At 70.8% G+C, this 21,620-nt stretch carries 15 protein-coding genes and 1 pseudogene; 7 read left to right on the forward strand and 9 right to left on the reverse strand.

Features of this window, described 5'->3' with window-relative positions; genetic code table 11:
• Positions 1 to 1,377: 1,377 nt before the first annotated feature.
• From ACGFIZ_RS00870 to rpmH, 8 genes and pseudogenes are all read right to left on the reverse strand, one after another.
• A complete protein-coding gene (locus ACGFIZ_RS00870; RefSeq protein WP_393414144.1) occupies positions 1,378 to 2,391 on the reverse strand; it encodes a ParB/RepB/Spo0J family partition protein in 1,014 nt (337 codons plus the stop codon).
• Positions 2,392 to 2,418: 27 nt separating this feature from the next.
• Positions 2,419 to 3,767, reverse strand: a pseudogene (locus tag ACGFIZ_RS00875) (AAA family ATPase).
• Between the two features lie 268 nt (positions 3,768 to 4,035).
• Positions 4,036 to 4,860 carry a 16S rRNA (guanine(527)-N(7))-methyltransferase RsmG gene (gene rsmG, locus ACGFIZ_RS00880; protein WP_393414146.1) on the reverse strand — a complete coding sequence of 275 codons (825 nt, stop codon included), beginning with the start codon at positions 4,858 to 4,860 and terminating at the stop codon, positions 4,036 to 4,038.
• A 4-nt stretch (positions 4,861 to 4,864) separates the two neighbouring features.
• Positions 4,865 to 5,461 carry a protein jag gene (locus tag ACGFIZ_RS00885; protein WP_393414149.1) on the reverse strand — a complete coding sequence of 199 codons (597 nt, stop codon included), beginning with the start codon at positions 5,459 to 5,461 and terminating at the stop codon, positions 4,865 to 4,867.
• Between the two features lie 221 nt (positions 5,462 to 5,682).
• Positions 5,683 to 6,675 carry a membrane protein insertase YidC gene (gene yidC, locus ACGFIZ_RS00890; RefSeq protein WP_393414152.1) on the reverse strand — a complete coding sequence of 331 codons (993 nt, stop codon included), beginning with the start codon at positions 6,673 to 6,675 and terminating at the stop codon, positions 5,683 to 5,685.
• A 3-nt stretch (positions 6,676 to 6,678) separates the two neighbouring features.
• A complete protein-coding gene (gene yidD, locus ACGFIZ_RS00895; protein ID WP_347670861.1) occupies positions 6,679 to 6,918 on the reverse strand; it encodes a membrane protein insertion efficiency factor YidD in 240 nt (79 codons plus the stop codon).
• A 44-nt stretch (positions 6,919 to 6,962) separates the two neighbouring features.
• A complete protein-coding gene (gene rnpA / locus ACGFIZ_RS00900; protein WP_393414154.1) occupies positions 6,963 to 7,376 on the reverse strand; it encodes a ribonuclease P protein component in 414 nt (137 codons plus the stop codon).
• A 37-nt stretch (positions 7,377 to 7,413) separates the two neighbouring features.
• Complete coding sequence (rpmH, locus tag ACGFIZ_RS00905; protein WP_046563087.1) at positions 7,414 to 7,551, reverse strand: 50S ribosomal protein L34; 138 nt, start codon at positions 7,549 to 7,551, stop codon at positions 7,414 to 7,416.
• Positions 7,552 to 8,200: 649 nt separating this feature from the next.
• Here rpmH and dnaA point away from each other — a divergent pair.
• The 5 genes from dnaA (at position 8,201) to ACGFIZ_RS00930 (ending at position 14,639) form a co-directional block, all read left to right on the forward strand.
• Positions 8,201 to 10,042, forward strand: coding sequence for a chromosomal replication initiator protein DnaA (gene dnaA / locus ACGFIZ_RS00910; RefSeq protein ID WP_393414843.1), 1,842 nt, complete (start codon positions 8,201 to 8,203; stop codon positions 10,040 to 10,042).
• 834 nt (positions 10,043 to 10,876) lie between these two features.
• Complete coding sequence (gene dnaN, locus ACGFIZ_RS00915) at positions 10,877 to 12,010, forward strand: DNA polymerase III subunit beta (protein WP_393414158.1); 1,134 nt, start codon at positions 10,877 to 10,879, stop codon at positions 12,008 to 12,010.
• 41 nt (positions 12,011 to 12,051) lie between these two features.
• Positions 12,052 to 12,930, forward strand: coding sequence for a phosphogluconate dehydrogenase (NAD(+)-dependent, decarboxylating) (gnd, locus tag ACGFIZ_RS00920; protein WP_393414161.1), 879 nt, complete (start codon positions 12,052 to 12,054; stop codon positions 12,928 to 12,930).
• Positions 12,931 to 12,946: 16 nt separating this feature from the next.
• Positions 12,947 to 14,080, forward strand: coding sequence for a DNA replication/repair protein RecF (gene recF / locus ACGFIZ_RS00925; RefSeq protein WP_393414164.1), 1,134 nt, complete (start codon positions 12,947 to 12,949; stop codon positions 14,078 to 14,080).
• A complete protein-coding gene (locus tag ACGFIZ_RS00930) occupies positions 14,070 to 14,639 on the forward strand; it encodes a DUF721 domain-containing protein (RefSeq protein WP_393414167.1) in 570 nt (189 codons plus the stop codon). The genes recF and ACGFIZ_RS00930 overlap by 11 nt, the downstream gene beginning before the upstream one ends.
• A gap of 53 nt (positions 14,640 to 14,692) precedes the next feature.
• Here the strand turns inward: ACGFIZ_RS00930 and ACGFIZ_RS00935 are convergent, their stop codons facing one another.
• Complete coding sequence (locus tag ACGFIZ_RS00935; protein ID WP_393414169.1) at positions 14,693 to 15,247, reverse strand: hypothetical protein; 555 nt, start codon at positions 15,245 to 15,247, stop codon at positions 14,693 to 14,695.
• A gap of 529 nt (positions 15,248 to 15,776) precedes the next feature.
• Here ACGFIZ_RS00935 and gyrB point away from each other — a divergent pair.
• Together gyrB and gyrA are read left to right on the forward strand one after the other, a co-directional pair.
• Complete coding sequence (gene gyrB, locus ACGFIZ_RS00940) at positions 15,777 to 17,720, forward strand: DNA topoisomerase (ATP-hydrolyzing) subunit B (protein WP_393414173.1); 1,944 nt, start codon at positions 15,777 to 15,779, stop codon at positions 17,718 to 17,720.
• A gap of 252 nt (positions 17,721 to 17,972) precedes the next feature.
• Positions 17,973 to 21,620, forward strand: coding sequence for an intein-containing DNA gyrase subunit A (gene gyrA / locus ACGFIZ_RS00945; protein ID WP_393414846.1), 3,648 nt, complete (start codon positions 17,973 to 17,975; stop codon positions 21,618 to 21,620).

Genomic DNA, 21,620 nt, shown 5'->3' on the forward strand with positions numbered 1-21,620 from the left:
CGTCGACGGTGAGGCCGGCGCGTAGCCTGCTCGACTCGGGTCGCACGGGCGGCTTTCTGGGCGGTTGAACGCGTGCCGTGGGCAGGGGCGGGTCAGGCTCAATACCGAATGATGCGTCACCCTCTGCGCCAGATACGGGCGGGCGCTCGACGCACCAGCGGGGTGGTTGCGCCGAGCCCGGTGACGACGACGTCGGACGGGCGACCAGCCCTCGACCGCCGCCTCTCTGGGGCAAGGTGGCGTCCTGCTGTGAGCGGGCCGACCAGCGCCGTGAGAGGTTGCTCAACATCTGCTCGGCATCAGGAGCCCGGCAGTAGTCCTGACAGTCCTCGGTCAAGGCAAGCACCCGTCACACCGGCACGTCTTCACCTCGTACGGTCTCGCAGAGCCCCGTACGGCCAGGCCCCTGTCTGACCCGCGCGGCATCCGCACGAGCCGACGGGGCCACACGAGCCGACGGGGGCCCGCGCGAGCCGGCAGACCCAGCACGGCTCCGTAGGGGCCCGGCAGGGCCTCCCACGGCTCCGTAGGGCCCCGTACGGCTCGGGAACCGCTTCCGGGACGATGGCGGAGGCAACGAGCCTCTACGCGGGCCTCCGTGCCGCTGCCGCTGGACCAGACACCGGGGGGCACCCGCAGGATAGCGAGTCGGGAAACGGCCTGCTTTGAGCTCCCCGGACCGATCCGGTCACGCCGCCCCGCCGCAAACCTCACCGCGCCAGCGATGGCCCCCTCCCGCGCCGACGCCACCCGCACCGGTCCCTTCTTCCGGCGAGGCCGGCAAGCACCCGGCACCCGCCGGGGCCGGCCGCTCGCTGATAGCAGCGCCGACGGGGAAGCCGCCAGGCTAATGCGCGCGTCGGCGCCGAGCGCCGGTCCGCCACCCGCTGCGTCCCGGCGCCGTACGCGGCTTCCGTTTCACGTGAAACGGGCCTTCGGTCGACTCCTGCGGATCGCGTACACGTGTACCGCTTCCCGCCAAGCCGCGAGGGCCGCTCCCGATCAAGCCGCGAGCTCGCACCGAGCGGTCCGATGGGGCCATCGTTCATCCTCCCGAGCCCGCGCAGGGGTTCGCCGTAGTGGTCGTAGCCACGGAGGAACCCGACTATCGGCATAGGGGACTCCGGACTCTTCTCGTCCACAAACCGCACCAGGACCCGGGGCGACCGCCTTGCAGCGCGGCGCCTCGTCGACCACAGTCGGGGCCAGCGAAGCAGCCGCGACAGAACTGAGTGCTCCGATGAACGATCTGCGCGCCGTTGACTGCTGGTGTGGGCGTCCGCCCGCCAGCCCGCCGCGTCGCTGGGCCACAGACGCAACCGGCCGCGGCGTCCTCTCGGACGGCGCGGCCGGCAGAAGTGGCGGACAGTCGGCGGATCACGTCTCGGGCGGCTGCTCCTCCTGGCCGACGCCGATGATGCCGACAATCCGCTCCAGGTCGTCGACCGTGGCGAACTCGATGGTGATCTTGCCCTTGCGCTGGCCGATGTCGACCTTCACGCGGGTGTCGAAGCGGTCGGAAAGCCGGTCCGCCAGATCGCTGAGGGCCGGGGCCTGCGGCTTGGGACGGCGCTTCCCGGGCGGGGTCTTGGCCGGGCCGTCGGCAAGCGCGAGCGCGACGATCTCCTCGGTCGCCCGTACGGACAGTCCCTCGGCGACGATCCGGGCCGCCAACTGTTCCTGTGCCTCTGCCTCGTCCAGGCTCAGCAGCGCGCGGGCGTGACCGGCGGAGAGCACCCCGGCGGCCACCCGGCGCTGGACCTGGGCGGGCAGGTTCAGCAGCCGGATCGTGTTGGAAATCTGCGGGCGGCTCCGGCCGATCCGCCTGGCCAGTTCCTCGTGCGTCGCGCCGAACTCCTCCAGGAGTTGCTGGTACGCGGCAGCCTCCTCCAGCGGGTTGAGGTTCGCCCGGTGGATGTTCTCCAGCAGCGCGTCCCGGAGCATCGCGTCGTCCCGGGTGTCCCGGACGATGGCAGGAATGCTCTCCCGGCCAACCGCCTGGGCCGCCCGCCACCGGCGCTCGCCCATGACGAGCTCGTACTTGTCGGCGTCGAGCGTGCGTACGACGATCGGCTGGAGGAAGCCGACCTCCTGGATGGAGACCTTCAACTCCTCCAGGGCTTCTTCGTCGAAGACCTGCCGGGGCTGCTTCGGGTTCGGCAGGATCGCGTCGACCGGGATCTCGGCGAACCGGGCGCCCGGCACCGGACTGAGCTGAGGCTCGGGTTCCGCGACGGGTGCCTGGGCGCCCACCGCCGCCTCAGCAACCGGGGCTGGGGCCCCGCCGACGACATCGGGCGTCGCCGTCATCGTTCCGGTGGGTTGGACCGGCCCGGTGGGGATCAGCGCCCCGAGCCCCTTACCCAGACCGCCCCGAGGACGGTTCTTCATACGACGCCTCCCAGCGACTCGTCGGCACTACGCATTCCGGTTCACCGGTTCTCCTTGACGCCACGCTCGGCGATCTCCTGGGCAGCCTCGAAGTAGCTCGTCGCCCCCCGCGAACCGGGATCGTAGGTCACCACCGACTGGCCGTAGCTCGGCGCCTCGGAGACGCGGACGTTCCGCGGAATGACCGCCTGGAGCACCTTGTCGCCGAAGTGGTTTCGGACGTCCTGCTCCACCGCGTCCGCCAGCCTGGTACGCCGGTCGTACATCGTGAGCAGGATGGTGGAGACCTCGAGCCTCGGGTTGAGGTGCTGGCGAACCAGGTTGATGTTGTTGATGAGCTGGTTCAGCCCCTCCAGCGCGTAGTACTCGCACTGGATCGGGATCAGCACCTCCTGCGCGGCGACCAACGCGTTGACGGTCAGCAGGCCGAGCGACGGCGGGCAGTCGATGAAGACGTAGTCGAATTGGCCGGGGTAGGCGGCGATGGCCCGAGACAGGCGCGACTCCCGCGCCACCACCGACACCAGCTCGATCTCGGCGCCGGCCAGGTCGATCGTCGCCGGTACACACCACAGGTTGGGGATGCCCTCGACGCCCTGGGCCACCTCCTCGAGCGGCACGGCGTTGATCAGGCAGTCGTAGACGTCCGGCACCCCGGTGTGGTGCGGGACGTTGAGCCCGGTCGACGCGTTGCCCTGGGGATCGAGGTCGACCACGAGAACCCGGTTACCGTGCAGGGCGAGCGCCACCGCCAGGTTCACCGTGGTCGTGGTCTTACCCACGCCGCCCTTCTGGTTGGCGACGCACATCACCCGGGTCCGTTCGGGACGGGGCATTGTCACCTCGCCACTGGGGTTAAGGATCTGCACGGCGCGCATAGCCTCCATAGCCAACGGTGGGTCATCCTCTTCGCGCGTCGGAGTTTCACGTGAAACGTACGCGGCATCCTCGGGATCGGCGCCGTAGGAGCCGACGGGCGGCGTGTCGGGGACGACAGCGCCCTCCGGCGTCGCGTCGGGCACCGCGTACGGCGTCGGTTGCTGCGGCAGCGCCGACGCGGCCGACCGGGACGCCTCATAGCGGACGGCTTCGCGGTGCGCCGGATCCAGCCGCTCGCCTGCCGGGTGGGCAGAGCCGCCCGGACCGCCGTAGAGCGGCCCGGAGGAATCGTCCGCCCAAGAGGAGTCGGCGGCCCCCGAAGCGGCCGAGGGCAACTCGCGATGGACGACCGGGTCGCAGTCGGCCGCGCGTGAACCCGCGCTTCGGGGACGGGTCGACCAGCCGTAGCGGCCGGTTTCACGTGAAACGGGGCCGGCTGCGGAGTGCCCTCCGGGACCGGTCACCCGTGGATCGTCGTACCTGCCGTCGTCATGCACCTGTCATCCCTGCCCGCTCCGGATGGTCGGTCCGCATCCCGTCGTCCTGGCCACGCTCGCTCGCACCACGGAGCCTACGGCCCGGCGGGAACAGCCGGGAACCGGTGGGGACCAGATGCCGCCCGCTCCACACTATCGGCGCGCGGTCAGCCTACGGTGGACAGGCGCGGCCGGTCCACGTCGGGTTGCGGCGCCTCCGGGTGCCTCCGCGTCGACCAACGGCCCGACCTGCGGCGGAAGGCCGGCGGAGACCAAAGGGTCTGAAAATTCAGCGGCGCCGGCCGCCGCGTGAGCGCTTCGATGCCGACCGGGCGCGTGGCGGGGCGACGATCCGCTCCCGAACGATCTCCACGACCGTCGCCGGCGGATCGATCACGCCGACGCCGCAGCGGTGCACGCTGGGCTCGCCGCCACCCAGTCCGGCCACCGCCTCGGCGTGCTCGGCCACCTCGTCGGCGGCGGAGGCACCCTTCATGGCCACCAGGCGCCCGCCGGGCACCGCCAGCGGCAGGCACCAGGCGGCAAGCCGGTCGAGCGGGGCGACCGCCCGGGCGGTGACGATGCCCCCGCTCAGTGGCCCCGTCCCGGTGGACCCGGTCGCCGCCTCCTCGGCGCGGCCCCGGAACACCCGGACCGTCTTCGTCAGGCCCAGGCCCTCCACCGCCTCGACGAGGAACGAGGTACGCCGGGCCAACGGCTCGACGAGCGTCACGGTCAGGTCGGGGCGCGCGATGGCGAGCACCAGGCCCGGCAGGCCGGCGCCCGAGCCCACGTCGAGGACGGTGGAGCCCTCGGGAATCCGCTCCGCCACGGCGGCGCAGTTGAGCAGGTGCCGGTCCCAGATCCGGGGGGCCTCCCGGGGGCCGATCAGGCCGCGGACCACTCCGTCGGTGGCGAGGAGTTCCGCGTACGCGGCGGCCAGGTCGAGCCGGTCGCCGAAGAGCGTACGGGCCGCCCCGGCCAGTTCGGGTGGGAGCGCGGCCACGGTGGGATCCGGGGCTTGTCCGGACCGCTCGGCCCGGACAGGCGACGGCCCGGGCGGCATGCCACCCGGGCCGGAGACGGCACCAGCCGTGCTGTCGTCGCGGTTCACCCGGTCAGTCCGCCACCGGCCGGACGACGATGCGCCGGTTCGGCTCAACGCCCTCGGACTCGCTCTCGACGCCGCTCATCGCGTTCACCACGTCGTGGACGCACTTGCGCTCGAACGCGGACATCGGCTCCAGCCGCACCGGCTCGCCGTACTCCTTGACCTTCTCCACGGCGTTCTTGGCAACGGCCGCGAGCTCCTTGCGGCGGTTGGCCCGGTATCCACCGACGTCGAGCAGCAGGCGGCTCGGGGTGCCGGTCTGCCGGAACACCGCCAACCGGGCCAGCTCCTGGAGCGCCTCAAGGGTCGCACCGCGCTGGCCGACGAGGTTCTGGAGCCGACCGCCAACCACCTCGACCACCGGGCGGCCGCCGGACACCAACTCGTCGATGTCGCCGTCGTAGTCGAGGATGTCGAGCAGTCCCTCCACGTAGTCGGCCGCGATCTCGCTCTGTCGGAACAGCTCGCTCTCGGCCGGCACCTTCTTCTCCGGCGTGCCCCCGCCGGCCTCGACCTCGTCGGCCTCGATGTCCTCGGTGGCCGCGATCGGGTTGGGCTCCTCGTCCACGGACTGGTCAGCGCTGGGAATGCTGGTCTCGGTCACGGTCTCATCTCCGTACTCGCTCGGCCGGACCGTCGGGTCCGCTGGTTTCCCGGGGCTGGCGAGGAATCGCCGGTGCCCACGGGCACGTCTGTACGGGCAGTTTCGCCCGTGACCGCGCTGGGCGCGGCGGTTCCGGCCCGGTGCCTGCCCGACGGATGGGGCGGCTGCCAGAGGCCGTTCCGCCCGCCGCCGGTCGGGCCGGCGGCGGACGGGGAACGAGTTCAGCCCTGGCGCTTGGCCGGGCGACCCTTCTTCGGGTTGACCGGCTTGGCGCCCGGCTTCGGGGCGGCAACCTTCGGTGCGGTGGCGGGGGCCTGCTTGGCCGGCGCCGGGGCGGCCTTGCGGCCGAACAGACCGCCGCTCTTGGCCGGCTGAACCGGACCGCGGCCCGCGCCGGCGCCCTTGGCGGGCGTGGTCACCAGCGGCGGGTACTTGCGCAACACCCACTGCTGCTGCCCGAGCGTGAAGAGGTTGTTCGTGACCCAGTAGATGATCACACCGATCGGGAAGATCGCGCCGGAGACGAGCAGCGACAGCGGGATGCCGTAGAGCATCAGGCGCTGCACCATCCGCTGCTGCGGGTCCTCGGCCCAGCCGGTCTTGAGGATCATCTGGCGGCTGGTGAGGTAGGTGGTGCCCATCATCACCAGGACCAGGATTCCGGCGATCACCTTCACGGTGGTGCCGTTGGCGCCGAGGCGGGCCAGTTCCTCGGCGGTCGAGCCGAACTTGCCGGCGATCGGGGCGGTGAACAGCTTCGCGTGGGAGGCGCTGTCGAACTGCGCGACGGCCCAGCCGTACAGGGTCTTCTTGTCCTCCGCCTTGAACGGGTCGAGGCGGCGCAGCACGTGGAAGAGGCCGAGGAAGACCGGGATCTGGAGGAACATCGGAAGGCAGCCCATCAGCGGGTTGGCCTTTTCCTTCCGGTAGAGCTCCATCATCTCCTTCTGGAGCGTCTCCCGGTCACCCTTGTGCTTCTCCTGGAGCTCCTTGACCTTCGGCTGGAGCGCCTGCATGGCCCGCTGGGACTTGATCTGCTTGACGAAGACCGGGAAGAGGATCACCCGGACGGTGACCACCAGGAAGATGATGGCCAGGATCCAGGACCAGTTCGTCCCGATCACCGCGTCAGCGGACACCCCGATGGCATCCCAAGCCGAGTGCCAGGTCAGCAGGATCCACGAGATCGCGAAGTAGATCCAGTCGAGACTCAATTCTCAGGCTCCAGTCACATCGGCGCGGCGGCGGGCGCCCGGCTCGGGCACCGGGTCGTGTCCACCTGGGTGAAAGGGGTGGCACCGCAGCAACCGCCAGACCGTCAGGCCGGCTCCCCGGATGGCGCCGTGCCGCACCACCGCCTCAAGGGCGTACGCACTGCACGACGGGTAGAACCGACAGCGGGCCGGCAGTGCCGGGCTTATCCAACGACGGTACGCGACGATGGGCCCGATCAGCACCCGGGCACCCAGGCTCGTGGGCCGCGACGCGGCGGAGCCGCTGCTCACCGGGATCGCCGCCCCTTGGGCGCCCGGGCTGCGGCGAGCGCCGCGTCGAGGTCGGCACCCAGCCGCGCGTACGACGCCTCGGCCGCAGGCGGCAGCGCGCGTACGACCAGGGTGCTGCCCGGGGGCAGGGCCGACAGCCGCTCGCGGACCAGGTGCCGGAGTCGACGCCGGACCACGTTGCGGACGACGGCGGGGCCGACGGCCTTGGACACGACGAAGCCGGCGCGGGCCGGTGCGAAGGCCTCCTCCGCACCGGCGATCCGCGCCGGCTCAGGCGTCCTGTCCGCCGTGGGACCGGACGCGGGGAGAGTCAGGTGGACTACGACGGAGCCTCGGCCCACGCGCCGCCCACCCCGAACCGCTGCGGCGAAGTCGCTGCTGCGCCGCAGTCGTTGCGCGGCCGCCAGCACGACTGCCCACGTCCCCCCGGACCGGACCCGGTCAGCCTCAGGCCGACAGGCGGGTGCGGCCCTTGGCGCGGCGGGTCGCGATGATGGCACGGCCGGCACGGGTGCGCATGCGCAGCCGGAAACCGTGGGTCTTCGCGCGCCGGCGGTTGTTCGGCTGGTAGGTGCGCTTGCTCACGTCAGGCTCTCCGTTTTCGTACGCCCCGGGCGCGGGACCGCCGGGATCGTGTGGTGGTCCAGGCCACCTCGGCGGTGGCCTCCGATCGGTGCTGCCCGGCAGCGCGAATCCCGGCGATGCGGGAGAATGCCACGCGGACAGCAAGCACACACCACCCTAGCAGAGGGCGGCAGAGCAGCCGCTCCAGCCTACGCAGGGGCGCAATGACCGTCAAACACCTGGACGGCGGGTGCGCGGCGCGTTGCCGCGGCCGGGGGCAAGAGAGTGACACAGGTGCCCTGAGCACGACCGACGGGACGGTTTTCGCTGATACCGACAAGGGCGCCAGTGCGTCGGCGGTTGATGTTCCCCGCCCGCCGCTGTTACCGTGCGCGTTTGCGGTCAGCGTCCTCGCCGGGTTCTCTCGTCGGCAGGCAAGACCGGACAGGGCAGTCAATCGTTCGGCACGGTGAACCCGCTTCAGCACCCGTCCAGACAGGGGGGCCGGTCCGACCCGCGTCCGGCGGGAGGCCACAATCGGTCGGTACACACAGGCTGTGGATAACTTGTGGATGACGACCGGTCAGCCATCCGGGGCTGGACCAGCGGCGGTCGGGAGCAGAGGCGAGGGGGTGGCACGACGGTGGCCGGTACGACCGACCTTGCCGCGGTGTGGACGGCGACGACCGACGAGCTCGCCGACGAGATCATCTCCGCCCAGCAGCGCGCGTACCTGAGGCTCACCCGGCTCCGCGCGATCGTCGAGGACACCGCGCTGCTCTCCGTCCCGGACGCGTTCACCCGGGACGTGATCGAGTCCCGGCTGCGGCCCGCGATCACCGAGGCGCTGACCCGGCGGCTGGGCCGACCGATCCAGGTGGCGGTGACCGTACGGGTCGCCGAGGACGCCTCGGGCCGTCCGGCGGGCACCGTCTACCGCGCCACCGCGGACGCCGGCCCGAACACGCCACCCGGCTACGACACCCCGCCACCGTACGACGCCCGCGGTTACGAGGGGCCCGGCGGGGGCCAGCCCGAGTCGGAAGCCGCCTTCCCCGTCTCGGGTTACCCAGGGCCGGGTGAGCAGAACCAGGCCCAACCGGGGCGCGCCGAGGGCGACGGCCCCGAGCACGATCCCGCCGGACCGGGCCTGGACGGCGCGCCCCGCCCCCCGGCGGCCGGCGGTCACCGGCCCGGACTCATCCCGGCCAGCCGGGACGCCCAGGAGCCGCTGTTCAGCGCCAGCTTCGCCGACCCGCTGCCGAATTCCCGGCCCGGACAGGAGCGGCACGGGTTCTCCGACCGCCCCCGGGTCGACCAGGGCGGCGACGCCCACCTCTTCGATTCCCGCTTCCGCGACGGCGCCCCGCCGCAGCGGTTGCCGCGCGACGGCGGCACGGACAGCGGCCCGGGGCGGGGTGGCGTCGACCACAGACCAGGAGTCCGGGACGACCGGCGGCTTCCCGGGGGCGCGGACACCGGCGGCAACCGGCTCAACCCGAAGTACATGTTCGAGACGTTCGTCATCGGCTCGTCCAACCGGTTCGCGCACGCCGCCGCGGTGGCGGTGGCCGAGTCCCCCGCGAAGGCGTACAACCCGCTGTTCATCTACGGCAGCTCGGGGCTGGGCAAGACCCACCTGCTGCACGCCATCGGCCACTACGCCACGACGCTCGGCAACGCCCGCTCGGTCCGGTACGTCTCGACCGAGGAATTCACCAACGACTTCATCAACTCGCTGCGCGACGACAAGACCAGCGCGTTCCAGCGCCGCTACCGGGACGTCGACATCCTGCTGATCGACGACATCCAGTTCCTGGAGAACCGCGAGCGGACCCAGGAGGAGTTCTTCCACACCTTCAACACGCTGCACAACGCCAACAAGCAGATCGTGATCACCTCGGACCGGTCGCCGAAGCAGCTGGCCACCCTGGAGGACCGGCTGCGGACCCGGTTCGAGTGGGGCCTGCTCGCCGACATCCAGCCGCCGGACCTGGAGACCCGGATCGCGATCCTGCAGAAGAAGGCGGCCCAGGAGCGCCTGTTCGCCCCGCCGGACGTGTTGGAGTTCATCGCCTCCCGGGTGTCGAACTCGATCCGGGAACTGGAGGGGGCGCTGATCCGGGTCACCGCGTTCGCCAGCCTCACCCGTTCGACGGTGGAGCTGTCGCTGGCCGAGGAGGTGCTGCGGGACTTCATCCCCGACGGCGCCGGCCCGGAGATCACCGCGGACCAGATCATGGTCTCCACCGCCGACTACTTCGGTGTCAGCCTGGAGGATCTGCGCGGCCATTCCCGGTCTCGGGTGCTGGTCAACGCCCGTCAGGTCGCCATGTACCTGTGTCGTGAGCTGACCGACCTGTCACTGCCCCGGATCGGGCAGGCGTTCGGCGGGCGGGACCACACCACCGTGATGCACGCCGACCGGAAGATCCGGCAGCAGATGGCGGAGCGCCGCTCGCTCTACAACCAGATCGCCGAGCTGACGAACCGGATCAAGCAGACCACCTGAGCCCGCCGGCACGGCACGGCACAACCCCGTCGCGCACGTCGGTGATCACGGGGTTGGCGGCAGGAAAAGGAACATTTCGCACGGTCAACTCCATGGTCACCGGCCCACAGCCGGGTGGGCGGCGTCGGCGTACCCGGCGGGTGGTTGACCCTCGACCCGGTCGAGGCCCCACGATCGGGCCGTGACTGTCCACCGCGGGCGCTCGTTGTCCACACCCGGTTTTCCACCGACGGTGGAAAACCGCCGTGCGCACATCCCCGGTTACCCACAGCTTGTGGATGAACCCTGGGGACAGCGTGTGGACGCCTGGGGACAACATCATCGTTGTCCACCGGTCGAGGGGGTGGCTGTGGGTTTCCTGTTGAAGGTTCTGGGGACAACGCGGATCTCGTGGGTCCGGCCTGTCCACAGGACTGGGGAGAAAGTCGGTGGATAACCGGTGGATAACCGGTGGACAGCGGTGGACAACTCGGTGGACCGGGCCGCCTGTGGATCGCGAGGCCGGTTGTACCCGGGGTTATCCACAGGAAAACCACCGGTGAATAACCGGCCTGACCTGCGAGGACGCGAGTTATCCACAGTTTGCACAGGTGCGATGAAGACGATGAGTTATCTCTTTGAAGAGAACAAAAACCAATCATCACCGTTGGACTTCCTGTGGATCGGGTCGGAACGGCCGCCGAGAGCCGGCCGGCACCGACGCGATCCACGGGGCCGGGCGCACAGCCGTTGCCCGCGCGCCCTAAGGTGCGATGGGTACCCGCACGGTCGGGCGAGATGGTGAACAGCGGTCGGCATGAGAGAGTTGTCGCTGACGTCGACGCGGAGGCATTGATGAAGTTCCGAGTGGAGCGCGACGCGCTCGCCGAGGCCGTGGCGTGGACCGCGAAGAGCCTGCCCAACCGGCCGTCCGTACCGGTGCTGGCCGGCGTGATGCTCCGGGTCACCGACGGCAACCTGCAGGTCTCCGGGTTCGACTACGAGGTCTCCAGCCAGGTGACGGTCGAGGTGCAGGGTGACGCGGACGGCGCGGCCCTGGTCTCCGGCCGGCTGCTCGCCGAGATCACCAAGGCGCTACCGGCCAAGCCGGTGGACATCGCCGCGGTGGGCGCGCACCTCGAGCTGGTCTGCGGCAGCGCCCGGTTCACCCTGCCCACCATGCCGGTGGAGGACTACCCGTCCCTGCCCGAGATGCCGGAGAGCACCGGCACGGTCGAGGCCGCCGCGTTCGCCGCGGCCGTCGCCCAGGTCGCCGTGGCCGCCGGCCGGGACGAGACGCTGCCGATGATGACCGGCGTACGCATCGAGCTGAACGGCGGCACGCTCGCCATGCTCGCCACCGACCGGTACCGGCTCGCCCTGCGCGAGATGGAGTGGACCCCGGACGACCCCGAGGTGAGCATCAACGCGCTGGTGCCGGCCCGGACGCTGCACGACACCGCCAAGGCCCTCGGCCCGCTCGGCGGCCAGGTGACCATGGCCCTGTCCCAGGGCGCGGCCGGCGAGGGCATGATCGGCTTCTCGGGCGGCACCCGGCGTACCACCAGCCGGCTGCTCGACGGCGCCAACTACCCGCCGGTGCGTTCGCTCTTCCCCAACACCCACAACGCCGAGGCCCGGGTGCCGGTGAGCACCCTCATCGAGGTCGTCAAGCGGGTCGCCCTGGTGGCCGAGCGCACCACCCCGGTGTTGCTCAGCTTCAGCTCCGACGGGCTGGTCGTCGAGGCCGGCGGCACGGAGGAGGCCCGGGCCAGCGAGGCCATGGAGGCGACCTTCACCGGCGAGCCGCTGACCATCGGCTTCAACCCGCAGTACCTGATCGACGGCCTGGCCAACCTGAACGCCCAGTTCGCGCTGCTGTCGTTCGTCGACGCCTTCAAGCCGGCGGTGATGTGCCCCGCCGGGGAGGATGGCGAGGTCATTCCTGGGTACCGGTACCTCATCATGCCGATCCGCGTCTCCCGCTGATCGTGCTCCCCCTCACCCAGACGCAGCGGAGGTAGGAACAGATGCAGCTCGGCCTGGTAGGACTCGGCCGGATGGGCGGCAACATGCGCGAGCGGCTACGCGCCGCCGGGCACGAGGTCGTGGGCTTCGACCAGAACGCGGAGCTCAGCGACGTCGCGAGCCTGGCAGAACTGGCGGAGAAGCTCGAGTCGCCGCGCGCGGTCTGGGTGATGGTGCCGGCCGGCGTGACCGACGCGACCATCGACGAGCTCGCCGCGGTGCTGGGCGAGGGCGACATCATCATCGACGGCGGCAACTCGCGGTTCAGCGACGACGCCCCCCGCGCCGAGCGCCTGCACGACCATGGCATCGGCTACCTCGACGTCGGCGTCTCCGGCGGCGTCTGGGGCAAGCAGAACGGGTACGCCCTGATGGTCGGCGGCGCGCAGGAGCACGTCGACCGGCTGATGCCGATCTTCAGCGCGCTCAAGCCCGAGGGCGAGTTCGGCTTCGTGCACGCCGGTCCGGTCGGTGCCGGCCACTACGCCAAGATGGTGCACAACGGCATCGAGTACGGCCTGATGCACGCCTACGCCGAGGGCTACGAGCTGCTCGCCAAGTCCGAGCTGGTGACCAACGTGCCGGGCGTGTTCAAGTCCTGGCGCGAGGGCACGGTCGTCCGCTCCTGGCTGCTCGACCTGCTGGACCGGGCGCTGGACGAGGACCCGGAGCTGGCCGAGCTGAGCGGCTACACCGAGGACACGGGCGAGGGCCGGTGGACGGTCGACGAGGCCGTCCGGCTCGCCGTGCCGCTGAACGTCATCACCGCGTCGCTGTTCGCCCGGTTCGCCTCCCGGCAGGACGACTCGCCCGCGATGAAGGCCGTCGCCGCGCTGCGGCAGCAGTTCGGCGGGCACGCCGTCGTCCGGCGCACGAGCTGACCGGTATCCACAGCCTGTGTACGTCCGCCGGCTCGAACTGGTCGACTTCCGCTCGTACGAGCGGGTCGGTGTCGATCTTGAGCCGGGGCCGAACGTCCTGATCGGCGCCAACGGCGTCGGCAAGACCAACCTCGTCGAGGCGCTGGGCTACGTGGCGACCCTGGACTCGCACCGGGTCGCCACGGACGCCCCCCTGGTCCGGATGGGCGCGTCGTCGGCGGTGATCCGCTGCGCCGTGGTGCACGAGGGGCGCGAGCTGCTGGTCGAGCTGGAGATCGTTCCCGGCAAGGCCAACCGGGCCCGGCTGGGGCGCTCGCCGGCGCGGCGGGCCCGGGACGTGCTCGGCGCGCTGCGGCTGGTGCTGTTCGCCCCGGAGGACCTGGAACTCGTCCGGGGCGACCCGACAGAACGTCGCCGCTACCTCGACGACCTGCTGGTCAGCCGGCAGCCCCGGTACGCCGGGGTGCGCGCCGACTACGAGCGGGTGGTCAAGCAGCGCAACGCCCTGCTGCGCACCGCGTACCTGGCCCGTAAGACCGGCGGGTCGCGGGGCGGCGACCTGTCCACGCTCGCGGTCTGGGACACCCATCTCGCCCGGCACGGCGCCGAGCTGCTCGCCGGCCGGCTGGACCTGGTCGCCGCGCTCGGGCCGCACGTCGCCAAGGCGTACGACGCGGTCGCCGCCGGGCGCGGCGCGGCGGGGATCGCGTACCGGCCGTCGCTGGAGCTGCCCGACCCCGTGCCGGACCGGGCGGCGCTGGCCGAGGCGCTGCTCGCGGCGCTCGCCGAGTCCCGGTCCGCCGAGGTCGAGCGGGGCATGACCCTGGTCGGCCCGCACCGCGACGACCTGGCCCTCACCCTCGGCCCGCTGCCCGCCAAGGGGTACGCCAGCCAGGGCGAGTCCTGGTCGTTCGCGCTGGCGCTGCGCCTGGCCGGGTACGACCTGCTGCGCTCCGACGGCATCGAGCCGGTGCTGGTGCTCGACGACGTCTTCGCGGAGCTGGACGCCGGCCGGCGGGAACGGCTGGCGGAGCTGGTCGGCGGGGCGAGTCAGCTGCTGGTGACCTGCGCCGTCGACGACGATGTCCCCGCCGGCCTGCGGGGCGTCCGGTACCAGGTGGGCGAGGGGACGGTGCGCCGTGCCGGCTGAGCCGAAACGCCCGCCTTCGGGTGATCCGCCGCCGGTCCCCGATGCGGCGGCCGGCGCCTCCGGCCCCGAGTTGGCCCGCGCCGTGCTGGACGCCGCGAAGGCCCGGCGGGAGGCCGCGGCCAGGACCCGTCGGCGCAGCGTCGTGTCGGGTGAGGGCGGGGGCGAGCGGCGGCTGCGCGGCTACTCCGGCCCGGGGCCGGACCCGCGTGACCCGCAGCCGCTCGGCGCGGTGCTGGCCAAGCTGGTCAAGGCGCGGGGCTGGGAGCAGCCGGCCGCCGAGGCGACGGTCTTCGGTTCGTGGGAGCGGGTGGTCGGGCCGGAGGTGGCCCAGCACAGCCGCCCGGTCAAGCTGGAGGGCGGCGAGCTCACCGTGGAGGCCCGGTCCACCGCCTGGGCCACGCAGCTGCGGCTGCTCGCCGGCTCGCTGTTGCAGCAGATCGCCCGCGAGGTGGGGCACAACGTGGTGCGCAAGCTGCACATCCACGGCCCCGCCGCACCGTCCTGGTCCAAGGGGCCGCGCCGCGTCCGCGGCCGAGGGCCCCGCGACACGTACGGCTGACCGCGCCGCCGGCCGGCCGGACGGGTCGGCGGGGGAAGCGGGCGACCGACCCGTCAGGCGTCGGCGTAGACGGCGAAGCCGCGGTCGGCGCAACGCCGGTAGAACGCGGCCAGCACCCCCAGTTCCGGGCAGGTGAAGTTCCACTGCGGGGGGTCGCCGTTCTCGTCGCGCAGCGCGTCGAGCCGGCTGTCGAGCCAGCGCAGCTGCTGCTCGGCCAGGCGGCCGTCGGACAGCAGGCCACGTAGCACGGTGCTGACCGACTCGAAGGTGACCGTCTCGCCGTGGGGGCGGTGCCCCGCGACGAAGCGCTCGATTCCCCCGGCAATCCAGGCGCAGCCGTCCGGGTCGATCACCGGGTCCTCGTCCTCGGCGGCCGCGTCCGTGGCGTACAACACATTCTCCAGGCCGAGCAGGAGGTCGACCAGTTCGGTGTACGCGGTCGCCCGGACGGTTCCGGTCTTGGCGATGTGTTCCGCGAGGGCGGCGGTCGGTGCCGAGATCCGCGGCATGTCGACGATCTCGCCGAAGTCGACGAAGTCGGCCGGCGCGACCGGGTCGTAGAAGCGGCCGGTCCGCGGCCAGTGCACCGCGACGTTGTCCAGCCCCATCTGGCGTCACCCCTTGAGAGCATGTGTGGAAGCGTCCGCGTCGATAGTCCGGTTCCGACCGGGAAAGATCAAGACCGGCCGTCCGGAGCTTTTCGCGAAGGTGTGTCGCCGGCGGTTTCCGGGTGGCCCCGCCCTGGGCGTCCGGCGCCTTCCGGCAGCGGCGCCGCCTCCCGATGAGGGCATCGCGTGTAGGGGGAGTCGCGGGGGGCGCAGTTCGGCCGGCTACGGAGTTCTCAGCCGCCGCGCAGGGGTGCCGAGTGGCGCTTCTGTCGTTGGCGCACAGTAAGATTGACGGTGAGACGAAGACCCGACACGGAGCGACGGACACGGGCCCGCCAAGGGCCCGCGATCATTGTCCCACGTCGGGTCGAGCCGATCGCGATCCGCGGGCAACCGCGGCGACCGGCGCATCGGCCCGTACCCCGGTTTGCTCCCGGTGTCGGTCCGCGCGCCGACGTCGCGTCCTGTCCGCCGAACCCGCGCCCGACGCGCCGCTTGCGGCGCCGACGGCGCGAGAAAGTGGCCGAGGGTGGCAGCGCAGGACAAGCAGGAGTACGGCGCAGAGTCGATCACCGTTCTCGAGGGGCTTGAGGCGGTCCGCAAGCGGCCCGGCATGTACATCGGGTCGACCGGTGAGCGGGGTCTGCACCACCTGGTGTGGGAGGTCGTGGACAACGCGGTCGACGAGGCGCTGGCCGGGTACTGCGACACCATCGACGTGGTGCTGCTGGGCGACGGCGGCGTCCGGGTGACCGACAACGGCCGCGGCTTCCCGGTCGACCTGCACCCCAAGTTGAAGAAGCCCGGTGTGGAGGTCGCGCTGACCGTGCTGCACGCCGGCGGCAAGTTCGACGGCAAGGCGTACGCCGTCTCCGGCGGCCTGCACGGCGTCGGCGTGTCCGTCGTGAACGCCCTCTCCACCCGGATGGCGGTGGAGATCCACAAGTCGGGCTTCGTCTGGCGGCAGCAGTACACCAACTCGAAGCCGACGCCGCTGGAGAAGGGCGAGGCCACCGACCGCACCGGCTCGGCCGTCTCGTTCTGGCCCGACCCGGACGTCTTCGAGACCGTCGACTTCGACTTCCAGACCATCTACCGCCGCCTCCAGGAGATGGCGTTCCTCAACCGCGGTGTGACCATCCACCTCCTGGACGAGCGGTTCCAGGAGGAGGACGGCAAGCCGCGCGAGGTCACCTTCTGCTACCAGGGCGGTATCGCCGACTTCGTCCGCCACCTCAACGCCTCGAAGAACCCGATCCACCGCACCGTGGTGGAGTTCGGTGCCGAGGAGGAGGGCATGTCGGTCGAGATCGCCATGCAGTGGAACGAGTCGTACGGCGAGTCGGTCTACACCTTCGCGAACACGATCAACACCCACGAGGGCGGCACCCACGAGGAGGGCTTCCGCGCCGCGCTGACCAGCGTCGTCAACCGGTACGGGACGGACCGCAAGCTGCTCAAGGGCGACGAGAAGCTCTCCGGCGAGGACATCCGCGAGGGGCTGGCCACGATCATCTCGGTCAAGCTGGCCAACCCGCAGTTCGAGGGTCAGACCAAGACCAAGCTGGGCAACACCCCGGTCAAGAGCTTCGTGCAGCGGGTCTGCAACGAGTGGCTGGTGGACTGGTTCGACCGGAACCCGGCCGAAGCGAAGATCATCATCCAGAAGGCGTCCCAGGCCGCCCGCGCCCGGATCGCCGCCCAGCAGGCCCGCAAGCTGGCCCGCCGCAAGTCGCTGCTGGAGTCCGGCTCGATGCCGGGCAAGCTGGCCGACTGCCAGTCCACCGACCCGCGCGAGTCGGAGGTCTTCATCGTCGAGGGCGACTCGGCCGGCGGCTCCGCCAAGCAGGGCCGGGACCCGCGTACCCAGGCGATCCTGCCGATCCGCGGCAAGATCCTGAACGTGGAGAAGGCCCGGATCGACCGGGTGCTGAAGAACAACGAGGTCCAGGCGCTGATCACCGCGCTGGGCACGGGCATCCACGACGACTTCGACATCGAGAAGCTGCGGTACCACAAGATCGTGCTGATGGCCGACGCCGACGTCGACGGCCAGCACATCCAGACGCTGCTGCTGACCCTGCTGTTCCGCTTCATGCGCCCGCTGGTCGAGTTGGGGCACGTCTACCTGGCCGCCCCGCCGCTCTACAAGATCAAGTGGAACAAGAAGGGCGACGACGCGCAGTACGCGTACTCGGACCGGGAGCGGGACGGGCTCATCGCGCTGCGCCAGCAGAAGAAGCCGAACGCCCGGCCGGACGACATCCAGCGGTTCAAGGGTCTCGGCGAGATGAACTACCCGGAGCTGTGGGAGACCACGATGAATCCGGCCACCCGCACGCTGCGTCAGGTCACGCTCGACGACGCGGCGGTCGCCGACGAACTGTTCAGCGTGCTGATGGGTGAGGACGTCGAAGCGCGCCGCTCGTTCATCCAGCGCAACGCCAAGGACGTCCGCTTCCTGGACATCTGACGGGCCGGCGGGCCGTTCACCGGACGGCCCGCCGATCCACAGAGTTATCCACAGCGCGGCCGGTTTCCACAGCCGTTATCCACAGCACGAAAACGACTCTCAGTCTGATAAGGGTTAACTGTGACCGATACCCCCGAGTCCACCCCGGCCGAGCCCGAGGTCCCGGAGACAGCCGCCGCGGTCGTGGCGCACGACCGGATCGAACCGGTCGGGCTCGAGGTGGAGATGCAGCGCTCCTACCTCGACTACGCCATGAGCGTCATCGTGGGGCGGGCGCTGCCGGACGTCCGGGACGGGCTCAAGCCGGTCCACCGCAAGATCCTCTACGCCATGTTCGACTCCGGCTACCGGCCGGACCGCGGCTACGTGAAGTGCTCCCGCGTCGTCGGCGACGTCATGGGTCAGTTCCACCCGCACGGCGACTCGGCGATCTACGACGCGCTGGTCCGGATGGCGCAGCCCTGGTCGCTGCGGTACCCACTGGTCGACGGCAACGGCAACTTCGGCTCGCCGGGCAACGATCCAGCAGCGGCCATGCGCTACTGCCTGTCCGGAGACGCCCGGATCCGTACCGCCGACGGGTCGGTCCGGATCGACCGGATCGTGGCCGACGCGGCGCCCGGCAGCGAGACCGACATCGAGCTCAAGGTCCGCGACCGCAACGGCGACCTGGTGCGCGCCTCCAAGTTCTTTCACTCCGGCGAGCACCCCACGCTGCGGCTGTGCACCGGCGAGGGGTACGAACTGACCGGCACCCACAACCACCCGGTGCTCTGCCTGGTGGACGTGGCCGGCGTGCCGACCCTGCTGTGGAAGCTGCTTGCCGAGGTGTCCCCCGGTGACCGGGTGGTCCTCCAGCGCACCGTGCCGGACGAGATCGGCTACCCGATGCTGGCGCACGTCGAGGCCGCGCTCCTCGCCGGCGCCTTCGTCAGCGAGGGCTGGGTGTCCGAGGGACGGGCCGGCTTCAACAACGTGGACCGGGAGTTCTTCGTCCGGGTCCTCACCGCCTACGACCTCGCCGTCGGCGGCCCGCGCTACGTCGCCCAGCGCACCATCGCGTCCGGCAGCGTGCTGCACGAACTCGACATCCAGGACCTCACGGCGCTGCGCGGGAGCCTTCTCGCCGAGCTGATTGGCGTACGCAGCGCGGCGAAGTTCGTGCCCGAGTTCGTCTGGCAGGGGCAGCCGGCGGTCAAGCGGGCCTTCCTCCAGGCGCTGTTCGAGGGCGACGGCTCGTCCTCGCTGCTGCCGCGCAACACCATCCAGATCTCGTACTCCACCCGCAGCGCGCGGCTGGCCCGTGAGGTTCAGCAGCTCCTGCTGGAGTTCGGCGTCGTCAGCCGGCAGGTCCGGTACGACGACGGCGAGATCAAGGTCGTGGTGACCAACCGCCGCGACGCCCGGATCTTCGCCGCGCACGTCGGCTTCCTCGGCCGCAAGCAGGCGAAGCTGGAGACCGAGCTGGCGAGCGTCACGGCGAGCAGCACGGCTCTCTCCAGCGACCACGTCCCGTTGGTCGGCGACTTCATCCGGGAGCATGGCGCCACCCGCTGGACCGAGCGGGACTGGCTGCGACGGCACAACGTCGACCGGATCGAGCGCTGGGAGCGGGACCGCGACGAGATCGCCGCCCGGATCACGAACGCCGAGGTGCTCGACGTGGTCGAGCCGCTGGTCGACGGCCGGTTCTACTACGCCGAGGTGGCGAGCGTCACCGACGCGGGCGTGCAGCCGGTCTACAGCATCCGGGTGGACACCGACGACCACTCCTTCGTCTCCGACGGGTTCGTCAGCCACAACACCGAGTGCAAGCTCGACCCGCTGGCGATGGAGATGCTGCGGGACATCGACGAGGACACCGTCGACCTGCAGGACAACTACGACGGCCGGGCCAAGGAGCCCACCATCCTGCCGTCCCGCATCCCGAACCTGCTGATAAACGGCTCCGAGGGCATCGCGGTCGGTATGGCCACCAAGATCCCGCCGCACAACCTGCGGGAGATCGGCGCGGCCGTGCAGTGGTGCCTGGAGCACCCGGATGCCGACGAGGCCACCACCCTCGACGCGCTCATCGAGATCGTCAGGGGCCCGGACTTCCCCACGTACGGCCTGATCGTTGGCACGCAGGCGATCCAGGACGCGTACCGCACGGGTCGGGGCTCGATCCGGATGCGCGCCGTGGTGGAGGTCGAGGAGGACAAGCGGGGCCGCCCCTGCCTGGTGGTCAGCGAGCTGCCGTACCAGGTCAACCCGGACAACCTCGCCGAGCGGATCGCGGAGCTGATCAAGGAGGGCAAGCTCGGCGGCATCGCCGACATCCGGGACGAGTCCTCCGGGCGTACGGGTATGCGGATCGTGCTGGTGCTCAAGCGCGACGCGGTCGCCAAGGTGGTGCTCAACAACCTCTACAAGCACACCCAGCTCCAGGAGACCTTCGGCGCCAACATGCTGGCGCTGGTCGACGGGGTGCCGCGCACGCTGAACCTGGCCCAGTTCATCCGGTACTACGTCGAGCACCAGATCGAGGTCATCCGGCGGCGGACGGCGTTCCGGCTGCGCAAGGCCGAGGAGCGGGCGCACATCCTGCGCGGCCTGTCCAAGGCGCTGGACGCCCTCGACGAGGTGATCGCCCTGATCCGGCGCTCGCCGACCGTGGAGGACGCCCGGCAGGGCCTGATCCGGCTGCTGGACATCGACGAGGTTCAGGCCACCGCGATCCTGGACATGCAGCTGCGTCGGCTCGCCGCGCTGGAGCGGCAGCGGATCCTCGACGACCTGGCCAAGCTCGAGATCGAGATCGCCGACCTCAAGGACATCCTGGCCAAGCCGGAGCGGCAGCGGAGGATCGTCTCGGAGGAGCTGGGCGAGATCGTCGCCAAGTGGGGCGACGACCGGCGCACGAAGATCGTGCCCTTCGAGGGCGAGGTCTCGATGGAGGACCTGATCGCCCGCGAGGACGTGGTCGTGACGATCACCCGTACCGGGTACGCCAAGCGCACCAAGGTCGACCTCTACCGTTCGCAGCGGCGCGGCGGCAAGGGCGTCAGCGGGGCGACCCTGCGGCAGGATGACATCGTCAGCCACTTCTTCGTCTGCTCCACCCACGACTGGATCCTGTTCTTCACGAACAAGGGCCGGGTGTACCGGGCCAAGGCGTACGAGTTGCCGGAGGCCAGTAGGGTGGCCAAGGGCCAGCACGTGGCCAATCTGCTCGCGTTCCAACCGGACGAGCAGATCGCGCAGATCATCGAGATTCCGGACTACCAGGTGGCCCCCTACCTGGTACTGGCCACGAAGAACGGCCTGGTGAAGAAGACGCGGCTCGAGGAGTTCGACTCCAACCGTTCCGGCGGCATCATCGCGATCAACCTGCGCGATGAGGACGAGCTGGTCGGTGCTGCCCTCGTCGCCCCGGAGAACGACCTGCTGCTGGTTTCCAAGAACGCACAGGCGATCCGGTTCAACGCCACGGACGAGGCGCTGCGGCCGATGGGCCGGGCCACCTCGGGCGTGATCGGCATGCGGTTCAGCGAGGACGACGAACTGCTGGCCATGGAGGTCGTCCAGGAGGGGATGGACGTCCTGGTCGCCACGAACGGGGGTTACGCGAAACGCACCCCGATCGAGGAATACCCGGTCCAGGGCCGGGGAGGTAAGGGCGTGCTGACTGCGAAGATCACCGAGCGACGCGGTGGTCTGGTCGGCGCGGTGGTGATCGACCCGGACGACGAGCTGTTCGCGATCACCAGCAACGGTGGTGTCATCCGGACTCCGGTGAAGCCTGTACGCCGTACGCGTGACCGGAACACAATGGGGGTAAAGCTGATGGACCTCCCGGACGGCGTGACTATCGTGGCGATTGCTCGCAATGCCGACGAGCCTGACGAACAGGACTAG

The organism is Micromonospora sp. NPDC048830, assembly GCF_043198215.1.
Taxonomy (GTDB): domain Bacteria; phylum Actinomycetota; class Actinomycetes; order Mycobacteriales; family Micromonosporaceae; genus Micromonospora.

Coding starts and splice junctions, on each gene's coding strand:
- ACGFIZ_RS00870 (WP_393414144.1), bottom strand. CDS start 2,391: ATGAAGAACCGTCCTCGGGGCGGTCTGGGTAAGGGGCTCGGGGCGCTG.
- dnaN (WP_393414158.1), top strand. CDS start 10,877: ATGAAGTTCCGAGTGGAGCGCGACGCGCTCGCCGAGGCCGTGGCGTGG.
- gnd (WP_393414161.1), top strand. CDS start 12,052: ATGCAGCTCGGCCTGGTAGGACTCGGCCGGATGGGCGGCAACATGCGC.
- ACGFIZ_RS00935 (WP_393414169.1), bottom strand. CDS start 15,247: ATGGGGCTGGACAACGTCGCGGTGCACTGGCCGCGGACCGGCCGCTTC.
- gyrA (WP_393414846.1), top strand. CDS start 17,973: ATGAGCGTCATCGTGGGGCGGGCGCTGCCGGACGTCCGGGACGGGCTC.